Annotated in this window: 25 protein-coding genes and 1 tRNA gene; 7 read left to right on the top strand and 19 right to left on the bottom strand. The window is 57.3% G+C overall.

The window, feature by feature from the left end:
* Positions 1–37 precede the first annotated feature (37 nt).
* From BN4275_RS08780 to BN4275_RS08700, 18 genes are all read right to left on the bottom strand, one after another.
* On the bottom strand, positions 38–601 hold the full coding sequence (locus tag BN4275_RS08780) for a hypothetical protein (RefSeq protein WP_066456909.1): 564 nt from the start codon (positions 599–601) through the stop codon (positions 38–40).
* A gap of 1 nt (position 602) precedes the next feature.
* Positions 603–779, bottom strand: coding sequence for a hypothetical protein (locus BN4275_RS17300; RefSeq protein WP_154018865.1), 177 nt, complete (start codon positions 777–779; stop codon positions 603–605).
* Complete coding sequence (locus BN4275_RS08775; protein WP_066456907.1) at positions 746–1,564, bottom strand: baseplate J/gp47 family protein; 819 nt, start codon at positions 1,562–1,564, stop codon at positions 746–748. The genes BN4275_RS17300 and BN4275_RS08775 overlap by 34 nt, the downstream gene beginning before the upstream one ends.
* Positions 1,561–1,911 (bottom strand): hypothetical protein, encoded by a 351-nt coding sequence (locus BN4275_RS08770; RefSeq protein ID WP_066456905.1) that lies wholly within the window; start codon positions 1,909–1,911, stop codon positions 1,561–1,563. The genes BN4275_RS08775 and BN4275_RS08770 overlap by 4 nt, the downstream gene beginning before the upstream one ends.
* Positions 1,912–1,926: 15 nt before the next feature.
* The gene (locus tag BN4275_RS08765; protein ID WP_066456901.1) at positions 1,927–2,901 is read right to left on the bottom strand and encodes a hypothetical protein; all 975 of its coding nucleotides are present in this window, start codon (positions 2,899–2,901) and stop codon (positions 1,927–1,929) included.
* Positions 2,898–3,266, bottom strand: a complete 369-nt coding sequence (locus tag BN4275_RS08760; protein ID WP_066456898.1) for a hypothetical protein — start codon at positions 3,264–3,266, stop codon at positions 2,898–2,900. Before BN4275_RS08760 ends, BN4275_RS08765 begins: the two co-directional genes overlap by 4 nt.
* Complete coding sequence (locus BN4275_RS08755; protein WP_066456895.1) at positions 3,263–3,625, bottom strand: hypothetical protein; 363 nt, start codon at positions 3,623–3,625, stop codon at positions 3,263–3,265. The genes BN4275_RS08760 and BN4275_RS08755 overlap by 4 nt, the downstream gene beginning before the upstream one ends.
* An 18-nt stretch (positions 3,626–3,643) precedes the next feature.
* Positions 3,644–4,024: a hypothetical protein gene (locus tag BN4275_RS08750; RefSeq protein ID WP_066456893.1), complete on the bottom strand. Its 381-nt coding sequence runs from the start codon at positions 4,022–4,024 to the stop codon at positions 3,644–3,646.
* Positions 4,024–4,410 carry a hypothetical protein gene (locus BN4275_RS08745; protein WP_066456891.1) on the bottom strand — a complete coding sequence of 129 codons (387 nt, stop codon included), beginning with the start codon at positions 4,408–4,410 and terminating at the stop codon, positions 4,024–4,026. Before BN4275_RS08745 ends, BN4275_RS08750 begins: the two co-directional genes overlap by 1 nt.
* A 12-nt stretch (positions 4,411–4,422) precedes the next feature.
* A complete protein-coding gene (locus BN4275_RS08740) occupies positions 4,423–5,421 on the bottom strand; it encodes a phage tail sheath C-terminal domain-containing protein (protein ID WP_066456888.1) in 999 nt (332 codons plus the stop codon).
* The gene (locus tag BN4275_RS08735) at positions 5,418–5,879 is read right to left on the bottom strand and encodes a hypothetical protein (RefSeq protein WP_066456886.1); all 462 of its coding nucleotides are present in this window, start codon (positions 5,877–5,879) and stop codon (positions 5,418–5,420) included. The genes BN4275_RS08740 and BN4275_RS08735 overlap by 4 nt, the downstream gene beginning before the upstream one ends.
* Entirely contained in the window at positions 5,872–6,222 is a 351-nt protein-coding gene (locus BN4275_RS08730; RefSeq protein WP_066456883.1) for a hypothetical protein, read from the bottom strand. Before BN4275_RS08730 ends, BN4275_RS08735 begins: the two co-directional genes overlap by 8 nt.
* Complete coding sequence (locus tag BN4275_RS08725) at positions 6,219–6,581, bottom strand: hypothetical protein (protein ID WP_066456881.1); 363 nt, start codon at positions 6,579–6,581, stop codon at positions 6,219–6,221. Before BN4275_RS08725 ends, BN4275_RS08730 begins: the two co-directional genes overlap by 4 nt.
* Positions 6,582–6,722: 141 nt before the next feature.
* Positions 6,723–7,745, bottom strand: coding sequence for a phage major capsid protein (locus BN4275_RS08720; protein ID WP_066456879.1), 1,023 nt, complete (start codon positions 7,743–7,745; stop codon positions 6,723–6,725).
* Positions 7,746–7,787: 42 nt separating this feature from the next.
* A complete protein-coding gene (locus BN4275_RS08715; RefSeq protein WP_066456876.1) occupies positions 7,788–8,738 on the bottom strand; it encodes a hypothetical protein in 951 nt (316 codons plus the stop codon).
* Complete coding sequence (locus tag BN4275_RS08710) at positions 8,735–9,892, bottom strand: serine/threonine protein phosphatase (protein ID WP_066456873.1); 1,158 nt, start codon at positions 9,890–9,892, stop codon at positions 8,735–8,737. Before BN4275_RS08710 ends, BN4275_RS08715 begins: the two co-directional genes overlap by 4 nt.
* Positions 9,893–10,045: 153 nt before the next feature.
* Positions 10,046–11,335 (bottom strand): PBSX family phage terminase large subunit, encoded by a 1,290-nt coding sequence (locus BN4275_RS08705; RefSeq protein WP_066456871.1) that lies wholly within the window; start codon positions 11,333–11,335, stop codon positions 10,046–10,048.
* Entirely contained in the window at positions 11,328–11,810 is a 483-nt protein-coding gene (locus BN4275_RS08700) for a terminase small subunit (protein ID WP_066456869.1), read from the bottom strand. The genes BN4275_RS08705 and BN4275_RS08700 overlap by 8 nt, the downstream gene beginning before the upstream one ends.
* A gap of 222 nt (positions 11,811–12,032) precedes the next feature.
* Here BN4275_RS08700 and BN4275_RS08695 point away from each other — a divergent pair, with 222 nt between their 5' ends.
* The 7 genes from BN4275_RS08695 (at position 12,033) to BN4275_RS08665 (ending at position 17,975) form a co-directional block, all read left to right on the top strand.
* A complete protein-coding gene (locus BN4275_RS08695; RefSeq protein WP_066456866.1) occupies positions 12,033–12,527 on the top strand; it encodes a tRNA (cytidine(34)-2'-O)-methyltransferase in 495 nt (164 codons plus the stop codon).
* A 10-nt stretch (positions 12,528–12,537) separates the two neighbouring features.
* A complete protein-coding gene (locus BN4275_RS08690) occupies positions 12,538–13,470 on the top strand; it encodes a DegV family protein (RefSeq protein WP_066456863.1) in 933 nt (310 codons plus the stop codon).
* Positions 13,471–13,712: 242 nt separating this feature from the next.
* Positions 13,713–14,903: a phosphoglycerate kinase gene (locus BN4275_RS08685; protein ID WP_066456862.1), complete on the top strand. Its 1,191-nt coding sequence runs from the start codon at positions 13,713–13,715 to the stop codon at positions 14,901–14,903.
* Positions 14,904–14,975: 72 nt separating this feature from the next.
* Positions 14,976–15,743, top strand: coding sequence for a triose-phosphate isomerase (gene tpiA / locus BN4275_RS08680; protein ID WP_066456860.1), 768 nt, complete (start codon positions 14,976–14,978; stop codon positions 15,741–15,743).
* Positions 15,744–15,772: 29 nt separating this feature from the next.
* Entirely contained in the window at positions 15,773–17,290 is a 1,518-nt protein-coding gene (gene gpmI, locus BN4275_RS08675; RefSeq protein ID WP_066456855.1) for a 2,3-bisphosphoglycerate-independent phosphoglycerate mutase, read from the top strand.
* 174 nt (positions 17,291–17,464) lie between these two features.
* Positions 17,465–17,752, top strand: a complete 288-nt coding sequence (locus BN4275_RS08670; RefSeq protein ID WP_066456853.1) for a hypothetical protein — start codon at positions 17,465–17,467, stop codon at positions 17,750–17,752.
* 146 nt (positions 17,753–17,898) lie between these two features.
* Positions 17,899–17,975, top strand: a tRNA-Met gene (locus BN4275_RS08665).
* 251 nt (positions 17,976–18,226) lie between these two features.
* Here the strand turns inward: BN4275_RS08665 and BN4275_RS08660 are convergent.
* Positions 18,227–19,564 (bottom strand): tyrosine-type recombinase/integrase, encoded by a 1,338-nt coding sequence (locus BN4275_RS08660; RefSeq protein ID WP_066456850.1) that lies wholly within the window; start codon positions 19,562–19,564, stop codon positions 18,227–18,229.
* Positions 19,565–19,566: the final 2 nt, after the last annotated feature.

The following is a 19,566-nucleotide window of genomic DNA, read 5'->3' as shown; positions in this document are numbered from 1 at the left end:
AGGTCTCCGCCGCGACGCTGCTTTTCTATCTAAACTGTCAAAAAAGGCGGTGTCCATAAAGATCAAACCAGTCCCAGGTGAAGTCAGCCTGGTCAAGCATCGCCCAGTCCGTTTCGGATTGGTCGATTCTGTCCCAATCGAGTTCGCCAAGACTGAGCACAGCCTCTGTCTGCGCGGGCAGGAGGCTCGCGAACACCGGAAGGAAGGTCTGGGCGTCCGGCAGAAAGCCTCCAAGCGAACCTTCCGCCAGCACGCGGCCGCGCATTGGCTGCTCGATCAGGAGAATCTTTGCGCCAAGCGCTTCAAAAAAACGTTCGATTTCATCGGGCGCGCGCGGCGCGGGCAGCCTCATCAGCAGGCTGACAGCGGCGCGCAGCTGTGTTTCTCCTGTTCCGTCCGGAACCGCAAGGCCAAAAAGCCGGGCATAATCATGCAGCCGCTCCACCGGCATCGCCTGCGCGGAATATATCTGTGTAAGGCTGTCAATCCCGTCTGAGAGCAGGTCGAGCCCGGCTTGCAGCGCGGAGAGCTCATGATGGATATGGGTGCCTGGATACGGGTCGTAAAGGCCGGTTGCCCGGGCCGAAGCAATGAGGTCCATCTCAGCCCTCCATTTCGCTGATGGTGATTTCCCCTGCGCGGAGCACCTGTGTGTGCGCACAGGCAACGTCCGCCGTTGGCGCGGTGATTGCAAAGTTCTCCACGAGGCCGCTTTCGAGCAGAAGCCGGGCGAGCCGCGCGCGGGTCAGCCGTATTCCAATCGGCAGCGCATCCACCACGGCGCGCAGGAGCGCCGCAAGCGGCGCCAGTATAAGAGACGGGCGTTAAGCGCATCCTGCAGCGCGGCGCGGGTGCCCTCCGGCACCTCCGCCGCGCCGTCAGCAGCCACATAGACACGGACACCGCCTTCCCCATCCGATGTAACATACGCGGAAGAGATGCCAGGAAATGCTTCCGCCCTTTCCCGGTAATAAGCGGCATTTGCTCCGTTATTCGGCGCGGCATAGCCCGCGAGCAGCCGCCGGCGCAGGCTTTCGTCGTTTTCGCCGCCAGCGCCGCCGGTAAAAGGTTCCGGGTTCGAAACACCACCGATCCCGGCCAGCGGTTTTGTAAGCCGCACAATGCTCCCTGCCAGGGCGTTTCCGGTTTCGCCCGCCGTCTGCGCGCGTGCTGGCGCGTCCACAGCGGCTTCCCCCTCCGCGAGAACGGCGTCCGCAGTGGTTTCGTACCGTTCGCCGTCTTCGGTAAGGCACACGGTTCCCGCCGGGATCACGCTTTCCGCCTGACTCGCGCCGCGCCAAAACCGCAGGAGTCCGGCTGCCTGCACGGCCGCCTTGCGGGAAAGCCCGCGCTGCGCTGCAAACACATCGAGCGCGGCCCCCTGGGCAGTTTCCGGGAAAGCGTCCCGGCGCACGCTTTCCAGCCGCCTGCCAAGCGCTGCAAGTTCGCCTGCCAGCGCGTGAAACCGCAGGGCGATGTCAGAGGCTTCGTCCGGCGTAAAGCCGGAAAGCGTGCGATACCTCTCGATCATAGTCTCATAAAAGGTTTCCTGCGTCAGATTCATACGCATACCTCCAATGTGTACGGACGCGGCCCGGAGGCAATCCTTACATCGACCATAAGCCGCTGCGCCGCCGGGTCATAGACGGTGCGCACGCTGCGCACCGCGATCTCTTTCATCGGCGCGAGCGCTTCCCGCACAGCGGCAAGCGCCTGCCGGTCCCGGGCTTCGCGATTTCCCGTGCGCACCAAGAAAAGCCTGCTGCCGAAATCCGGGTCATGCACAAGGCTCCCGCGCCGCACCGTCAGCCGGATCGCCGCCCGTTGCAGCAGTTCGCCTTCGCCGCTGACCATCACCGGGCGTCCGCGGTGATCGAGGACGGTATCCCCATTTTTAAGAAGGACATCCATCGTTCCACATCCTTTCTATAGATAATCATAGTCGAGCAGGGTCAGTGTGGTAAACGCTCCGCTCGAATCGAGCTTCCACCGCACCTGCTGGACGAAAAGCCCACCGAAGGAAAACAGATTTCCGGAAAGATCCACCAGATCGGTGACCGCGATCTCCAGAAGATCCGGGCTCGTGAGGGTAATGACCCGCTTGCCGAGCATCGAACGGTTGGTTCGGATGATCGCTTCAAAAGTTCCCTGCCCTTCATAGAGAAAGAAATCGGGCAGCGGGTTCAAATATCGCTTACGGGTAAGTTTCATGGCTGAGGCCTTTGGGTTCTGGTAGCTGTAGCTGTAGAACCCATCGAGATCTTTAATCACATATTCGGTCACCGGCGAATACCGGTTGTTGGTGATCTTGAGGTTCGCGTACCGCAAAGCGCCCGCGGCCGCATTCGAAAAGATATGCCTTTGTCCGGTCGGAGCCGCAGCCGCACAGCGGACGAGACCGCTGTCGTCAAGCCAAGTGAAGCCATAGGCCACGTTGCGGTAGAAATTTGTAAAAGCCTCCCATTCGCTGGTTCCCTTTACAACCTGGTAGACATTTAAAATTGGGTTCTCATCACTGGAAAGCCGGGTGAACCCATAGGGTCGGATATGGTTTTGAAAAAGATCCTGCAGCGTCACATTCTGATAGAGCTGCGGCTGCGCCTCATTGTCGAGCAGCACCGCGCCGGCGCTGCGTGCGATCAGTTTCATCCGGGCGCCCTCGTCATTTTCGGTCGCGGTCTGCTCGTCAATTCCGCCGGAGAAGAGCACCACTTCGCCCAATGCCACCCTGAGCCTGTAAAGCTCCGGGTAACCGCGGTCCTGCCAGAAGACCGCTTCTAACGAATGCGCCGGGGAGTCAAACGACTTGACAATCTCCCATTCGAGCGGCGCGGGTAATGTAAATTCATGTTCCTGAAGATCCCATGCCGTGAAGGAAAGCGCTTTTATGTCGATGCTCATGCGCTTCCCCCCGTTTCCGCCTCAAGAAATTCGAGAAAATAGGAGAGCACCTTGCCATCCCCCTGGGCCGTATATCCAAAACGGGAAACCACAGCGGAAAACCGCTCCCCGGTTGGCAGATAAAGGGTTTCAGCTTCGCCGCCTGCACAGGCCTGGGCGATTTCCGCAAGCTTTTCCGCCGCGCCGTCCGGAGTGGTGTCAAACACTTCGCCTTCACACCGCACCACCCGGCAGCGCGGGCCAAGGTCCTGGGTCCTGGCGCCGCGCGCGGGGATCAGATGGGAAACCAGGCTGCGCTGGAAGGAAAGTTCGATTCTGCGCGGATTATGTGCGAAGAGATACGAGCCAAATTGCAGCCGCGTCATGTGATTTCCTCCATTTCATTGGTGATGGGGTGCGGATAGCGGCGCGCCTGGGTCTTGAGCCGGTCGTTCATGAGCCCCAGGATATCGAGATCCCCGGTGACGGGCGAACGGTAGGTCACCTGCGCCGCCGGGCCGCTCTCAAATTCGGCCGGCGAAAAATCGATTGGGGAAAGGGGCGCTTCCTCCTGCCGGTATGCCTCGAGCGCTGTGCCGACTGGCTGCGTGGTGTCCATATAGAGATCCCACACGAGCGGCACATCGAGCTTTCGCGGGCTTTCGACCGCCGAACGGTTCGAAATGAATTCGCTGTAGACCTGCAGATTCTTGGCTAGATCAGCCGAAAGATTGTAGTTTGCCATCCATCCGTCCTCCCCTCTTTATAAAAGTGCCTGCATGCTGTCAAAAGATTCGTTCACGCCGCATTCCTCAAAGTCTCCCGCATCAAACGGCAGGTCGTCTTGCTGCCAATAGAGTCTGCACAAATCTGCAATCTGCGAAAGGGTAAACCGTTCGAGCGCAGCGCGCGGAGAAGGCAGCGTGTCCGATCCGGCGAGCGTCTGAAAAAGCAGCACGCAGTTATAGGCGAGCGCATATCCCTCACGCGGCGAAAGCCCATAGCCGCAGAGTTCGGGCAGCAGCGCGCAGGCCTGTTTTACGATTGAGAGCTGACCCAGCCCGTTTTGCCGGTCAAAAAGGATCTCCCGCCCGAGAAAAATAGCCGGGAACCGATTGTCCGGCAGTCTCTGTCCCCGTGCCATCAGCGCACCTCCATGCGGGAGCGCGCCACGATGGTGAGCGTCTCGTAGACAAGATCGCTGAGCGCGACCGCTTCGTCGATCGCGGACCACTGACAACCGGAATAAATGACCTTGCGGTCGGGCTTCACAATCACGACATTGAAGCCGTCGATCGCGTGAAAGTCGATCCCTTCCGCAGCGGCGGTCTCTGTGAGCATCACGCGGGTCAGTTCTAACAGGTGGCGGGTTCTTCCACCGACCGTGCCGATCGGCTCATCTGAACCGAATGCCTCGACATAGCGGCTCTCCCGAGTGGTTTTGGCCTTGTAGCTCTGTGCGGCGGCGAGCCGCTTTCCATCCACCTCGATATAGATATCCTTACTGGTTGGGAACGTAATAAAAGCCATCCGCTTCCCTCCTTACACAGTGATTTCAGCACGCAGGACGATCTGGCTGATCTCCGGCGCGACCCGGATGCCAAGTGTCGCCACACAGACCGCGCTGTCCTGCGGATGCGCGGCCACCACAGGCGGCCGGTAACTGTCGAGTATCCCGCGCGCGCGCATCGCTTCCAGCTCAACGGTGATTTGCGAAGCGATGCTTTCCCGCGTGGCGGCATTGTTCTTGCATCCGCGCAGGCGGGCCTTGACCGCCCGGCGCACCGTGTCGAGCACCTCGTCCACCGCGAGCACGGTCGAAAGGTCCCGGAAGGTCGCATCCGGCTCACCATCCGCATCTTTGGTACAGCTGGTGACCGCGCGGACGCAAACCGCCTCCCCACCGCACACCTCAAATGGGATCGCTCCTGCCGCGAGCAGCATCTCCGCCTGGGCGGCGGTGAGCGTTCCGCCGGATCCCCCGACGGAACGTACCGGCAGCCCATTGAGGCTGCCGGACGCGCCAAAGCGCGCCACCGCCGCCGCGAACGCCGCCGCGGTCACATGGGTATCGTCCCCGCCGTCGCAAATCACTGCGATGTGCGGGTGGTTGAGCGTCCCGGCCGCAGCGGCAGCTGCGGTCGGATCGGACACAGCCAGCAGGCCAATCCGTTCTCTGCCGTTTTCACAGCAGGCGGAAATATGTGCCGCAAGTACATCCGCCCCTCCATCACAGACGAGCAGATAAACCGGCAGCCTTTCCGCAGCGGCAAACGCCGCGGTATAGTCCTCTCCGGCGGGAATGGCATAAATCTGTGAAGCGCCCGCTTCCAATAAGGCCTTAATCATTTCATAAAGCGCGCTGTCCGTTCCGAAAACAGCGGCCTGCGCGGGATCGCGCACCAGGGTCGCTTCCCCGGGTTCGCCGGACACGGTCCGCGCTACAGCGGCAATCCCGCGATACATGCCGCAGGCGGCAGCCGCATGCACCCGCAAGTCGGTAAAAACACCCGGCCGCATGGTGGTAGGAATATGGATCATATCGAAACTCCTTTCGTTTTGACCAGGATCGATTCAAGCGGCACGCCTTGCGCATCCTCCGGCGGGGTGAACAGTCCGCTCAACATTGCGTTCGCCGTAAGGGCAAAGGCGGGCAGGCCGCGTTCATAGGTAATCTCTCCACAGGAAATTCCTCCCACGCCAAACTGCCCGCGCACGCAAATCAACGCGCCACAAAGCTTTTCAAACACCTTGTGGCAGTCATTCGGAGCAGAAACCGGGCATAGGATATCAAACCGGAGGGTGAGTTTTGCCTGATTGATCCCATCCGGGGAACCCGGAAAGGCAACACCCGCAAATCCCACCGCGACACAGGCGCTTTCCGGAGGAACCTGCCGCCAGTTGGCCGGGTACTGCTCCATCACGCGGATATTATCTCCGGCGAGCCGCTCTGCGAGATATTCCGCAAGCGTCTTTCTGATCCGGCCCAATTCATCCATCCACACCACCTCCATACACCCGCCGCGCATCCGCCCGGCGGAAAATCTTTTCACCCTGAAAGATAAAATCATGACAGACTGAAAGCAGATAGCGTTCCCCGCCCCATAAAATGACGTCGCCATCTCCAGCCTGTTCCCCGCCATCGGCAACCGGTCCGTAATAGACAAACCGCCTGGGGTCCTCCCGGCCAAAATATGTTTCCTTCCGATGGATATGCGTTTCATTCGTATAGACCCGCGGCATCACGCAGGCTGTAAAACGATAGGTTTTTCCTTCCTTTTTCAGCACTGTCTCAGCCCCGCATTTTTGAATTGCGACGCGCACCGCTTTTGCCGCGTTCATCCATCCACCTTCCAAAGCCCGGCGAAGCTGCAGTCGAGAAGCCCTGCCGCATTCGCATAGAGTTCATCGCGCATGGCGCGCAGTTCATCCGCAAAGCTTACGCCGTTGCTCTCCGAAACTGAGATATCGCCCACTTTGAAGCTTTGCGCACCGTCCCCCGCACGCATAAGATGGTACTGGCAATACGCCTCTCCCGCTGCCGCAAGCACCAAACGCGGATCGTTCGGGTCCGCATCCGTGCGCATCGCGGCGGAAATCCTGGCCGTGGCCGCGTCACAAAGCGGTTTCCAGTTCTCCCCACTTTCCGGGCTCAACCCGGAAAAGAGCAGGAACTGGCAAAAAACCTGATCGGGATTCATCTGTTGACCTCCTTTTCACCGGCGCGGAAAACCAGTTCCCCGCGCCGGGATCTGGCGGGAGCCGTCCCGCGCAAAGCGCGGGCAACGCGGCCATGCCGCGTTGGGCCGCTATGCGGCCACGGCTCCCGCCGTGCCTTTGCCTTACGCGGATGCTTTCAATGTGAGTACCTTGGCGGCGTCCGGGAAGATCTTCGCAAAACCCGCGATTGAAGTAACTGCTGCCCGTTCCAGTTGGGAATTGATCAGCTTGTCATAATCGACGGTGATGTCCCCCGCGGTAACCATCTCCAGCGCAAAGTTCTTGTCAAGACCGACAATGGTTCCTTCCGGAACCGATTTGGACTTGATGACATTCGCGCCGAACGGGGTTCCGATCGTGCCGCTGCCCGAGAAGTTGAGCCCGGCGACCGGATCGCGCAGTTCCTCGATGGCAAGCATTTTCTGCATCATATCAGGTGAAACAAGCAGAGTATTCATCGTGAAGTCCTCGAACTGGCTCCACAGATTCACAAGGTCGCTGTACGCAAGGGTTCCGGCACCCGCGGTTTGGATCGCGGACGCGGCGTTTCCGTTGTCCGCTCCGTCACCATTGATGAGCACATCCACCGCGTCTGCGAATTGAGCGCGGGTAATGTACGCACCGATCTGTTTGAGGGTGATGGTGAACAGGTCGATCCGCTGGAACTTGACCGCTTCATATGAAGCGACCAGCATCCGGCCCCGCTTTTTGAGCTTGACAAGGTTGTCCTTCAGCTTGATCACCGTCTCTGGAATCTCCGCGCCTTCCGCGACGACCTTTGCGGCGATGTCGTGTCCTGTGGTGGTTGTGATGGTGCGGTAATCGAGCGAATTGATGACGGTTTTGGATGCGATAACCGCATTGATCAGTTCGGTCTCGTCCGCGCCCTGCATAACCGCGCGCATGACATACTCCGGGAAAAGCGCCGCCGAATCAGAGGTGGAAAAGAATTTGGAGAGGGGATCGCTTGCGCTTCCGCTCACCTTGATGTCAAAGCGCTTGAGCTGGCGCTGGAAAGCGTCGAGCCCGGCAAGCGCGCCGCCCGTATAGTTTACGGACGGATCGAGCCGTTCGAGCTGTGCCGAAAATGGCAGCTCCCCCTTGTACATCGCTTTGTCGAGTTTCAGATTCTGATAGTTCCCCATAAAATCATCCTTTCTATTTTTCCGGATACATCACCCGGATGGTCAAATCCGAAAGGCTCCGTTGTCCGGCTTTTCGGATTCCCCGACGCCCCCCAGTTGCAAAGCGGGCGGCGCATCCTTTGCAAAACCCTTACAAAAGGCGGTGAGCTGCCGCTCATCCATGTTTTTTGCAACTTCTTCGAGCACCCGCGCGTCGAGCTCGGGCATCGAGAACGCCGCGAGCTTCACCATCCGGCGGCGCAGCTCATTCAGCCGGGTACGGCCGCTTTCGGCAAGCTGCTCAAGTTCTCTGAGATGGTTGGTCAACGCCGCGGCCTGCGCTTTGTTCAGGGTCACGCTCCCGCCGCTCGCGAGCGATTTCAGCAGTTCCCCATCCACACCTGGAATACGGCCTTTTGTGACGCCCGCTTTCTTCTGGGCCGGGACTGCCACAAACGACCATTCGTATGCGTCGGTGGGGTTTATCAGGTCGCGCCAGCAAAGCACGCCGTTATATTCCTGTCCCGGTTCATGCGAGCAAGGCGCTTCCCGTACATTGGCGCCGCAGATCGAACATTCCACGCGTTCCACCGCGCAGCTGACGCTGACTTCCTTTTTAATGCCCGCGTCGATCTCCAGGATGAGGTCAGCATTCTTGTCACAGCGCACCATATAAGCCCAGGCGCGCAGTACGCAGTAGCCCTCCCCAGCCTGGGTCAGACGTTCCGGATCATGTTCGACCACGGTTTCAAAGATCCGGGAATTTTGATTTTCCCCTTTCGGGTTGTGGTCGAAGATCCCTGTCTTTCCGACGAAAAGTCCGGCCAGCACCTGCAGGCTCTCAACCGGGAACCGCTCGTAATCGCGGTCGATCTCGTTGTCGCAGAGGACGAGCGAAAAGACGTAAACCTCCTCAGCCGAAAGTTCCCGGCGGGAAAACGCGTTAATCTTGGCGAGCTGTTCGGGCGTAATCGGGACACTCTGCGCGGTTTTGAGAATCATCGCATGTTTCATTTTTTTCCCTCCAGTGTTTTGAGTTCAAACGCGAGCTTATCGGCTTCCAGACCGGTCAGACGCGCGTTCGCCAGTTCCAGTTCATCCTGCAGGTTGATATTGTCCCACACAATATCCGTATCGCAGCTGTACCCGCGCACCCGCAGGAAAATCCGGCAGATCTTCACGAGCACAGGCGTGAGCAGCCGACGGTAACTTTCCAGTTCGCTGGTGAGGATGTCAGCCTGCTGCGTACTCATGCGTTCGGTTGTCGACCAGCTGAGCCCCAGAAGGAACGGTGGGATGCCAAGCTTTGCAACGATCTGTTCAAGCATCTGCCGTACCGGGACTTCGGTGCCGATCATCTGGTTGTCCGCGCCGATCACCTTGATATCGACGTCGCCCACTGCGACAAAATCTTTGATTCGGCCCCGCTTGCTCTCATTCATCGCGTCGGCCCATTCAGTTGCGATGTTTTCCGCGATCTCCCGGGCATACGCCCGGTCAACACTGGAAGCGCCCGGCTTGTAGGTCACCGCATAACGCAGGTTGGCGATTCGTTCGAAATTCTGCCCCATTGAAGCATAGATCTTCATCAGAATGTCCGATACAAACGGCAGCCCATCCAGGATGGAAGTCCCAAGCACTTGCCCCGCGCGCGGCGAAAGCGCTGTGTGGACGATCAGTTCCGGATACGGGACCGGGACTGGCGTCAGGCTGTTTTTCATGGCGCAAAGCTTCAGATCAAACGGCGAGGCGGCATTCTGAAAACAGACATTCTCGATCGGAGCATTATAGAGTCCTGCGACGGATTCTCCATCGGCGGAAAGCACCACTTCTCCCACCGCATTCCCATAGGTGAGCAGGCTGTCGAGATAACAGCGCAGAAAGCTTTCCATCCCACGGGAGGAAGCGCCCACCTGTACCTCCCGGAAAAAGGTTTCGAGTTCCGCCTGTGCCTTTCGGTTTTCGCAGACAGGCGCGCAGCCGCCCACCAGCCGGCAAATTTTGTCGATGGCCGCGTCAATGATGGGAATCGAGCGGCGCAGTCCGTCGTAAACCGCACAGTCGCGGCCATAGAGCAAAAGTGTATCGTTCCACACGTTCACCCCTTCCCGTGCGGTCTGCACGCTCACCGCCGGTTCTCTGTGCCGCAATAGGTTCCAAATTTTCATAGGTTTCCTCCTTTATCACAACACGCGCCATTTGCCCCGCTGCGCGGCGGCCCACTTCCGCGGGCGGCCGCGTCCCTCCTGGACCACTTCCGCGGGCGGCCGCGTCCCTCCTGGACGCGGCCCAAATGGCGCGGCGGCTCCGCGCCGGGCGCCTCATCCAAAGAACCCATCGGAATGTCCGCGTAGCCCATCCGCCCGGCTGACCGAAGCGGCGAAAAACGGGCATGTGTCCTTTACGAGCGCGGTCATCACAAAATACCGGATATCATCCATCGCATGGTCGTGTTCTTTGAACGGCTGATCCTTTCCCGCCCTGTTGTCCCAGCGGTAGAGGGAAAATTCCCGGATTGTGTCCCGACACCCCGCGCAGAAAAGGAGCTTCTGTTCCTTCAGCAGGCTACTCACCATACGGATGCCGTCCGCCACCTCATTTTTCGCCGGGATTGCCCGAAAGACACCGTGCCGCCTGATACACGCGAGAAAACTCGCCGCCGACGGGTCAACGATCACCGCTTCGATCTTCCGGCCCCCCGCAAGTTCCATAAGCGCTTGATGGTATTCCTCATCGGTACGCAGTTCACCTGTCACGCGGGAGTCGTGGTAATATTCCGCGAGCCGGTACCAAACCCCCGCATGCTCCCCCCACAGTCCAAACGAAGCCGGATTGACCGTCCCGTAGTCGCAGGAGATGAAAAAACGTCCGCAGACGGGTGCTTTTTTTACCACATGCGCACTTTTGTCAAACATCGGGTAAACAGCGCCTTGGGCTGCCACCCATTTCCCCAATACGAACCGTTCGTAGAAGGCGCCCGCGTAAAGATTTTCGTACCGCTGCAGGACGGCAGGGGAAAGCGACGGATTGTCACGCATAGTGAAATGCAGGTAAAGGGCGTTCTTCTCCGCCGCCTTTTGAATCCACTCGCGATAGAACCAGTGCTGCGGATACTCCGGGTTGCAGGAAAACCAGAACCGCGCGCCTTCCGTCGAACAGCGGGCCAGCGCCTGCTCGACAAACGAGCGCGGCATGAGCGCCACCTCATCGAGCAGCACGCCCGCGAGGGTCACCCCCTGGATGAGCGCCGCGCTGCTTTCGTCGCGCCCGCCAAACAGGTAAAAGCGGTTCATGCGCCTGCCGTATGAGATTTCGAGATATCCGCGCGAACGCCGGTCGCTGCAGGCATAGCCAAGCGCAGGCAGGCAGGAAAGCAACGGCGTGATCAGATTTCTGCGCAGCCCGCCGGCCGTCTTGCCGCAGAGTGCGAAATCCTGTCCGGAAAAGCAGGACATCGCCCACACGGTAAACCCAATGGAAAGGCAGAGCGTCTTGCCCGAACGCACGGCGCCGTCGCAGATAATTGCGCCGCGGCCATGATGCGGGCTTTGGGGATGCCACCAGGTCATCGCGGCGAGCTGTTTTTTTGAGAAACGGGAAAACTCAGGCATCCTCTGCACTTCCCACGGCACGGGCTGATTTTTCCAAGGCGGAAAGGAGCGACCCAGCCGCGCCGTCCCCACCTGCCCCCATTTCTGCCAGCAGCGAAAGCGCCCGCAGCCGATCGTAAAATTTAAGCTCGATCCCACCGCCCTTGGGCCGCCTCAACTCTGCCACATGGAACAGATCCGCGTCCCGGATAAAGGTCTCCTCGTCTCCCAAAAGCGCGAGTACGCCTCCCACGTCCCCCAGCGCCAGCCGTTCGAGCCCGGCGCGCGCGGTCTGCTCAGGCGCGCGGCAACAGAGGTCCTTCATCAGCCTGGAGATCCGCCTGCGCACCTTTGCATCTCCCAGAAGCGCCGCTGACTGCCTGCCGCAGTCCCCGGCGCCATAACCCGCCCGGCGAACCGATTCCTCCGGAGAAAATCCCCGCGCCATAAAAATGCAGAACAGCTCGCGGCGTTTCGCTTCATCCGATTGTTTCATAAGTCACATCCTTTCACCCATACGGCAAAAACAGCGGAAAGTTGCGCGCAGGTGCAACTTTCCGCTGTTTTTGGAAAAAATCAAATCTGAAAGGCGCTTTCAACATCCGCATCAGCAAAATGTAACAATTGCTACTTGACGAACCGTGTAAAAGGATGGTAAATTATATGGTGTGGCGGACATGTCCTGCCCGCAAAAATTCATATTGGAGATGCCGCCCGGATGCCAACTTTAAACATTGTCCTCATTGAGCCCCAAATCCCGCAGAACACAGGGAATATCTCCCGCACCTGTGCCGCGACCGGCGCACGGCTGCATCTGGTGGGGCCGATGGGCTTTGCGATCACCGATGCGAAACTAAAACGCGCGGGGCTTGATTACTGGCATCTGCTGGACATCACCACCTATGCTTCAACCTCGGAATTTTTTGAAAAGAACCAGGGTGAATTCTTTTATTTCACCACCAAAGCGCCGCATATCTACACCGAAATCGCTTATCCGGACAATGCCTATATCGTTTTCGGCCGGGAGGACGCGGGTCTGCCGGAAGATCTGCTCTATCAAAACCCACAGCGCTGCGTGCGCCTGCCGATGATTGCCGGTGCGCGCAGCCTGAACCTTTCCAATACAGTGGCGGTCGCAACTTATGAAGCGCTGCGTCAATGGGGGTTCCCGGCGCTCAAAAATCACGGACAACTCACCCAATATCAGTGGTAGGAGATCATGTATGGCAAAAAAGAAACAGCACGACCAGAAAATCCTTTTAATGACCGATTCCGCCTGTGACATCCCGGACGCGGACCTGCTCACGGGCGGGATCGTCATGCTGCCGATCCCAATTGCAATCGACGGCAAGGGCTATCTCGAACGGGTGGATTTTACCATTCCGGAATTTTATGAGCGGCTGACAGCGGCCAGGGAGCTGCCAGTCACCAGCCACATCCTGTCGGTGACCTACGCCCAAGCGTACCAGGACGCTTATGAGCAGGGCTACACGGATGTGATCAACACGACCATCACCTCAAAGGGGTCCAATATGTTCCAGGCGGCGGTCTTTGCCAAGAAGCAGTTTTATGAGGACACCCCGGAGGCTGTGGACAAAATGAACATCACGGTGCTTGATTCAGGCTCCTATTCCATCGGTTACGGCTATCCGATCGTGGAAGCTGCCAAGCTCATCAAGGCGGGCAAAACCGCCGATGAGGTCACCGTATTCCTGGATGACTGGTTCTCCTGCGTGGAGATTTATTTCGCCCCCTATTCGCTCGAATATGTCCGCCGCTCGGGACGCGTCCCTGCCGCCGCTGCCTTTGTGGGCGACGTGCTCGGCCTGCGGCCGGTCATCTCGATCATCGACGGCGTGACCGCGGTGGTGGAAAAGGTGCGCGGTGACAAAAATGTGGTGGTCCGCGTCTGCGAACAGGGACTTGCGCATGCCAGCGACAAAAAAGCCCCCACGGTGGTGGCGTACGGCAGCATTGAACAGTACGGAGAAGATCTCTGGAAGGAGATTTCCAAGCGGTTCGGGCACGCGCCAAAGGCAAAATTCCAGCTTGGCGCCGCCATCACAATCAACGCGGGTCCCAAGGCGGTCGCCATGATCGTGCGCGGGGAGAAGCGGCTGAATACCCGCGCGCGCGAACAGGATTATCTGGCCTGAAAAATAAAAATCCCCCGGTGTCTGCCGGGGGATTTTTCTCAGACCGGTATCCTATGGAAAATAATCCCCAAAGAATTGCGCAAACTAACTTTGGAAGCTGTTGAAACCATGGAAAATCGCGCAAAACGCTTGCAAAAAAAAAGCCGATGCCGTAGAATAATCCATGGATTGTTGATTAATTAACAGAGTTGTTGAAAATCGGGGAAAACCCAAAAACAGAAAATCGAGAAAGGGTGGCAAACATGACTTCCTACAACAAAAAGTCGGTGGAAGACATCGACGTATCCGGCAAAAAAGTGCTGGTCCGCTGCGACTTCAACGTCCCGCTGAAGGATGGCGTGATCACATCGGACAAACGCATTGTGGCTGCGCTTCCGACCATCAAATACCTGCTTGAAAAGAATGCGGCGGTCATCCTCTGTTCGCACCTCGGCCGTCCGAAGGGCGAAGTGAAACCGGAGTTCTCGCTTGCTCCAGTCGCCAAACGCCTCGGTGAGCTGCTGGGCAAACCGGTCGAAATGGCCAAAGACGTTGTCGGCGAGGACGCCAAGGCGAAAGCCGCGGCCTTAAAACCCGGCGAGCTGCTGATGCTTGAGAACGTCCGCTTTGAAAAGGGCGAGACCAAGAACGATCCGGCGCTTTCGAAGGCGTTTGCTTCCCTCGCGGAAATCTATGTCAACGACGCGTTCGGCTCGGCCCATCGCGCCCACGCTTCCACCGCCGGCGTCGCGGAGTACCTCCCGGCGGTCTGCGGTTACCTCATCCAGAAGGAAATCACCATCATGGGCAAAGCCCTTTCCGACCCCAAACGCCCGTTCGTCGCGATCCTGGGCGGCGCGAAGGTTTCGGATAAGATCGGCGTCATCAATAACCTGCTTGAGAAGGTCGACACCCTGATCGTCGGCGGCGGTATGGCCTACACCTTCATCAAGGCAATGGGACACTCGATCGGCAATTCGCTCTGCGAAGAGGATAAGCTCGAACTGGCCAAGGAAATGCTCGCCAAGGCGAAAGCCAAGGGCGTGAGCCTGCTTTTGCCGGTCGATAACCTCGTCGGTGACAAATTCGATCCGAACTGCCAGAGCAGGCTGGTTGACAGCGACAAGATCCCGGACGGCTGGATGGGTATGGATATCGGCCCCAAAACTGAAAAACTCTTCTGCGACGCCATCAAAGGCGCGGGCACGGTTGTGTGGAACGGACCGATGGGCGTATTTGAATTCGAGGCCTTTGCGAAAGGCACCCTCGCGGTCGCGACCGCGGTGGCGGACAGCGGCGCAATCTCGATCATCGGCGGCGGGGACAGCGCGGCGGCGGTCACCAAGCTGGGCTTCGGCGACAGGATGACCCATATCTCCACCGGCGGCGGCGCTTCGCTCGAATTCCTCGAGGGACTGGAGCTGCCCGGCATCGCGGCCCTCAACGACAAGTAATCCGAAAGGGAGCGGGCAAATCCGCTCCCTTTTTTCGCTGTTCCAATGACAAGAATAAAGGAGAATGCAGTTATGAATAAAGCGGTTCGGAAAGCAGTTATCGCAGGCAACTGGAAAATGAACAAAACCCGCCCGGAAGCACAGGCGCTCATCAATGAGCTGAAACCCCTCGTCAAGGACGCGGATTGCGGCGTGATCATCTGCGTGCCCTACACCAACCTGGAAACCGCGCTTGAAGCCACCAAAGGCACCAACATCGAAGTCGGCGCGGAAAACTGCCATTGGGCGGCGTCCGGCGCCTTCACCGGCGAGATTTCCGCCGGCATGCTCACCGAGATGGGAGTCAAATACGTCATCATCGGCCACAGCGAACGCCGCCAATATTTCGGAGAGACCGACGCGACGGTAAACCTGCGGGTGCGTGCGGCGCTCGATGCGGGCCTCGATGTAATCCTCTGTGTGGGCGAGCTGCTTGAACAGCGGGAAGCGGACATCACCGAAGAGATCGTCGGCATGCAGACCAAGGTCGCGCTCGGCGGCGTTTCGGCGGAGGAACTCAGTCGCATTATCATCGCCTACGAGCCGGTCTGGGCAATTGGCACCGGCAAGACCGCAACCGCCGAACAGGCCAACGAGGTCAATCATTATATCCGCACCGTGGTCGCTAAGCTCTACGGCGACGCTGCTGCTGAAGCCATGACCATCCAGTACGGCGGCTCGATGAACGCGAAGAACGCGGCGGAGCTGCTCGCACAGCCGGATGTGGACGGCGGGCTCATCGGCGGCGCCGCGCTCAAGGCGGCCGATTTCAACACGATCATCGAGGCGGCCTCGAAATAAAAGCCGTGCACAGGAGGATAAACGAACTTATGAAAAAACCTTTGGCACTCATCATTCTGGATGGATTTGGATATAACCAGGCGGATTACGGCAACGCGATCGCCGCCGCAAAAAAGCCCAACATCGAAAAACTTTTCGCCACCTGCCCGCATACCCTGATCGGCGCTTCCGGCATGGATGTCGGCCTGCCGGACGGGCAGATGGGAAACAGCGAGGTCGGCCACACCAATATCGGCGCCGGACGGGTGGTTTATCAGGAGCTTACACGCATCACCAAATCGATCAAGGACGGCGATTTTTTCGATAACCCGGCGCTCACCGGTGCAATGGAAAACTGCAAAAAGTATGATTCCGCCCTGCACCTGATGGGCCTTGTTTCCGATGGCGGCGTGCACAGCCACAACACCCATCTGTACGGCCTGCTTGAGATGGCAAAACGGTTTGGCCTTCGCAAGGTCTATGTCCACTGCTTCATGGATGGACGCGATGTCCCGCCCACCAGCGGCCGGGATTTCATCGCGGAGCTGGAAGCCGAAATGAACCGGCTCGGCATCGGACGGATCGCCTCGGTCATGGGCCGTTATTACGCAATGGACCGTGACAACCGCTGGGAGCGGGTGGTGCGCGCTTACGATGCCATCGTCAACTCTGAGGGGAATGTAAACCCGTCCGCAGTCGATGCGATGGAAAAGTCCTATGGCGCGGAGATCACCGACGAATTCGTTGAACCGACTGTCTGCCTGAAAGACGCGGGCGTCCACGACAACGATTCGGTCATCTTTTTCAACTTCCGCCCCGACCGGGCGCGCGAACTGACCCGCACGCTGGTGGACCCGGACTTCTCCGGCTTCGAACGCAAAGGCGGCAGAAAACAGCTCTATTTCGTGACCATGACCCAGTACGACGCAACCATGCCGAACGTACATGTGGCGTTTGCACCGGAGGGGCTTTCCAATACCTTCGGAAAATACATCTCGGATAAAGGCCTCACCCAACTTCGTATCGCGGAAACCGAAAAGTACGCGCATGTCACCTTCTTCTTCAATGGAGGGGTGGAGGCGCCGTACCCCGGCGAAGACCGCGCTTTGATCCCCTCCCCAAAGGTGGCGACCTACGACCTGCAGCCGGAGATGAGCGCCTATCTCGTCACCGACGAAGTGGTAAAACGGATCGAAAGCGGCAAATACGACGTCATCATCTTAAATTACGCCAACTGCGATATGGTCGGCCACACCGGTGTGTTCGATGCCGCAAAGAAGGCGGTGGAGGCGGTTGACATCTGCCTTGGGCGTACCATTGACGCTATCCTGGGAATGGGCGGCGCGGCGCTGATCACCGCCGACCATGGCAATGCGGACCAGATGTTTGAACCGGACGGTTCGCCCTTCACCGCACATACCACCAATCCGGTCCCGCTAATCGCGGTCGGGCTTGGCGGCTGTAAGCTGCGCGAAGGTGGCCGGCTCGCAGATCTCGCACCCACCCTGCTTAAAATTCTGGGCCTGCCTCAGCCCAAAGAGATGACCGGTACTCCGATTATCGAATAAGTGCCCCCTTCAACAGCCCGCTGAGAGAATTCCCAGCGGGCTGTTTTATTTTGCATGAATGGATAAAAAACGTATAAAATAAAGATATATGGCTTGTCAACAACTTCCGAAAGGTTTATAATAAATGCAACTCGTTTGAAGCAACTTACTTTGATACAGGAGGAAAGATATATTATGGGAAAAGGAACATTTCTGGCAACGGTAGCGCTTTTGATTGCGATTGCCGGAGCGATCGTCGCATTTGCCGCATATTTTAAACGCCGTAGCTGCACGCTGTGTGATGATTTCGATGACGATATGATGGATGACGACATGTCCGACCTCGATTATTACGCGACCCAGGTTTCTGAGGATTCCGATGAACCACTCGAATCCGAGCCGGAAGCCGCCGCTCAGACTGCCGAAGTATCAGAGCCCGCCGTCGAAGAAGATCCGCAAGAAGAAAAACCAGAAGCATTCTAATGAAGTTTGCGTACCGGTGGACACTTCGTCCGCCGGTTTTTCTTCGAATACATTCTTTTCATCGATATTTTAGAAAAAAGATAAAAAAAGACTTGCGTTCCTTTATAGGATATGCTATAATAATCAAGCATTCAAAATTTGAATATCGCGGAGTGGAGCAGTCCGGTAGCTCGTCGGGCTCATAACCCGAAGGTCGTAGGTTCAAATCCTGCCTCCGCAACCACTGGAAAGTGGCTTGAACAGTTGGTTCAAGCCACTTTCTTTTTTTGTCCATGACTGTCAAATCAGGTTTGACAGTCATCTTTGACAGTCATTTCTGCCCCAAACCTCGAAAACGAGGGGCCAAATGGTCTTTTTTTGAGTTGTAAGCCAGAAACGCAGACTCGAAATAAAAATATTTTGACAGCCAAAACGACAGCTGTTTTTAATTTTGCCCAAGCAGTTTTCTTTTCTCAGGTATGAACTTCATTCTTATTAATTGCTCATGGACAAGGAGAGCGTTTCCATTTCGTCAATTTCGTTTCTGGTTTGTTGAGACTCCTTCTGTTTCGCTGGCAGCTCGACAAATGTGGAATAAATCGTTCCCACCCGCAGCATACTGTTCCGCTTGTGTTCGGAAAGAATGTGCCCATAGAGTTTCAGCGTCGTCTCTGGATTTGAGTGCCCCATGATCTTGGACAGCACCAGGATATCTATGCCGTTTTCGATACAGCGCGTGGCAAAGGTATGGCGCAGGGTATGGAATGTAGCACCTTTGATCTCCGCGGCTACTGAAATTTTATAAAAAAAGTCCTCATAGGTGCGTGGTTCGACCGGCTGTCCGTCCGGGGTCACGAAAACGAATCCCATTGGATTATAACCGGGCATCTTTCTGGCGATGTCATCCTGGGCCTTTTTATGGGCAAGGAGCAGGTCGTACATCGCGTCGAACATATCCAATGTCCGTTTTGAATTTCTGGATTTTAGCGTGCGCAGCTCCAAGGTGGTCTTTGAAGGGATATGGGGGTTCAAATTCTTCAGACGGCTAAGCGTATGTGTCAGCTTGAACTGCCGCTTTTCAAAGGATACATTTTTCCACTGCATGCCAAGCACCTCTCCAAGCCTGGGACCGAAAAAGAGAGCGACCATACTGGCCAGTGCGTTGGGTTCTTCCTGATGGAACCTCAGACAGGCGGCCACAAATCTTTTTTGCTCGTCAATGGACAGGACGCGCATTTCTTCACGTTCTACTTTGGGCGGTTTGACGCTTCTTGCCAGGTTTTCAGGAAGCAGGTTTTCGATCCGGGCTTGTTCCAGAGCGGGCAGGAGCATTTTATGAATGTTGCTTACGGTTTTAGGAGAAAGTCCACCCTTCCGTCCATCTGCCCGCCCTCCTGTCAATTTCTTTGTCAGAAAGTCCTGCAGGATGCCCACAGTCAGGTCTTTCATGAGGATCTGTCCCAAACTGGGTTTCAAGTGTCGGCGGATATAGGTTTCATAACTTACATAGGTCGCCAGCTTGACCGAAGGCTGCGCGTAGATTTCCAACCAGCGGTCGAGCCATTCACCAAGGGTTATTTCCTGAGAAGGTTTTACAGGTTCAAGGGCCTCTTTCTGTTTTTCTTTCTTTTCCGGTTTTTGGTAGATTCCAAGCGCAACTTCCGCCTTAATTTTGCTCAACCATATCTCGGCCTTTTCTTCTGTCGAAGTGAAAGTGCGTTTGTCACCGTCGATATAGATCTGGGCGGTGTACCGGCCATCCTTCCTTGGGTAGATCCCACCCTCGCTCATCTGATATTGCGGTTTGGTTTTCTTTGCCTGCCTTTTTGTCATTG

Source organism: Anaerotruncus rubiinfantis (genome assembly GCF_900078395.1).
GTDB lineage: Bacteria > Bacillota > Clostridia > Oscillospirales > Ruminococcaceae > Anaerotruncus > Anaerotruncus rubiinfantis.
This window is presented reverse-complemented; position numbering and strand designations above follow the sequence as displayed.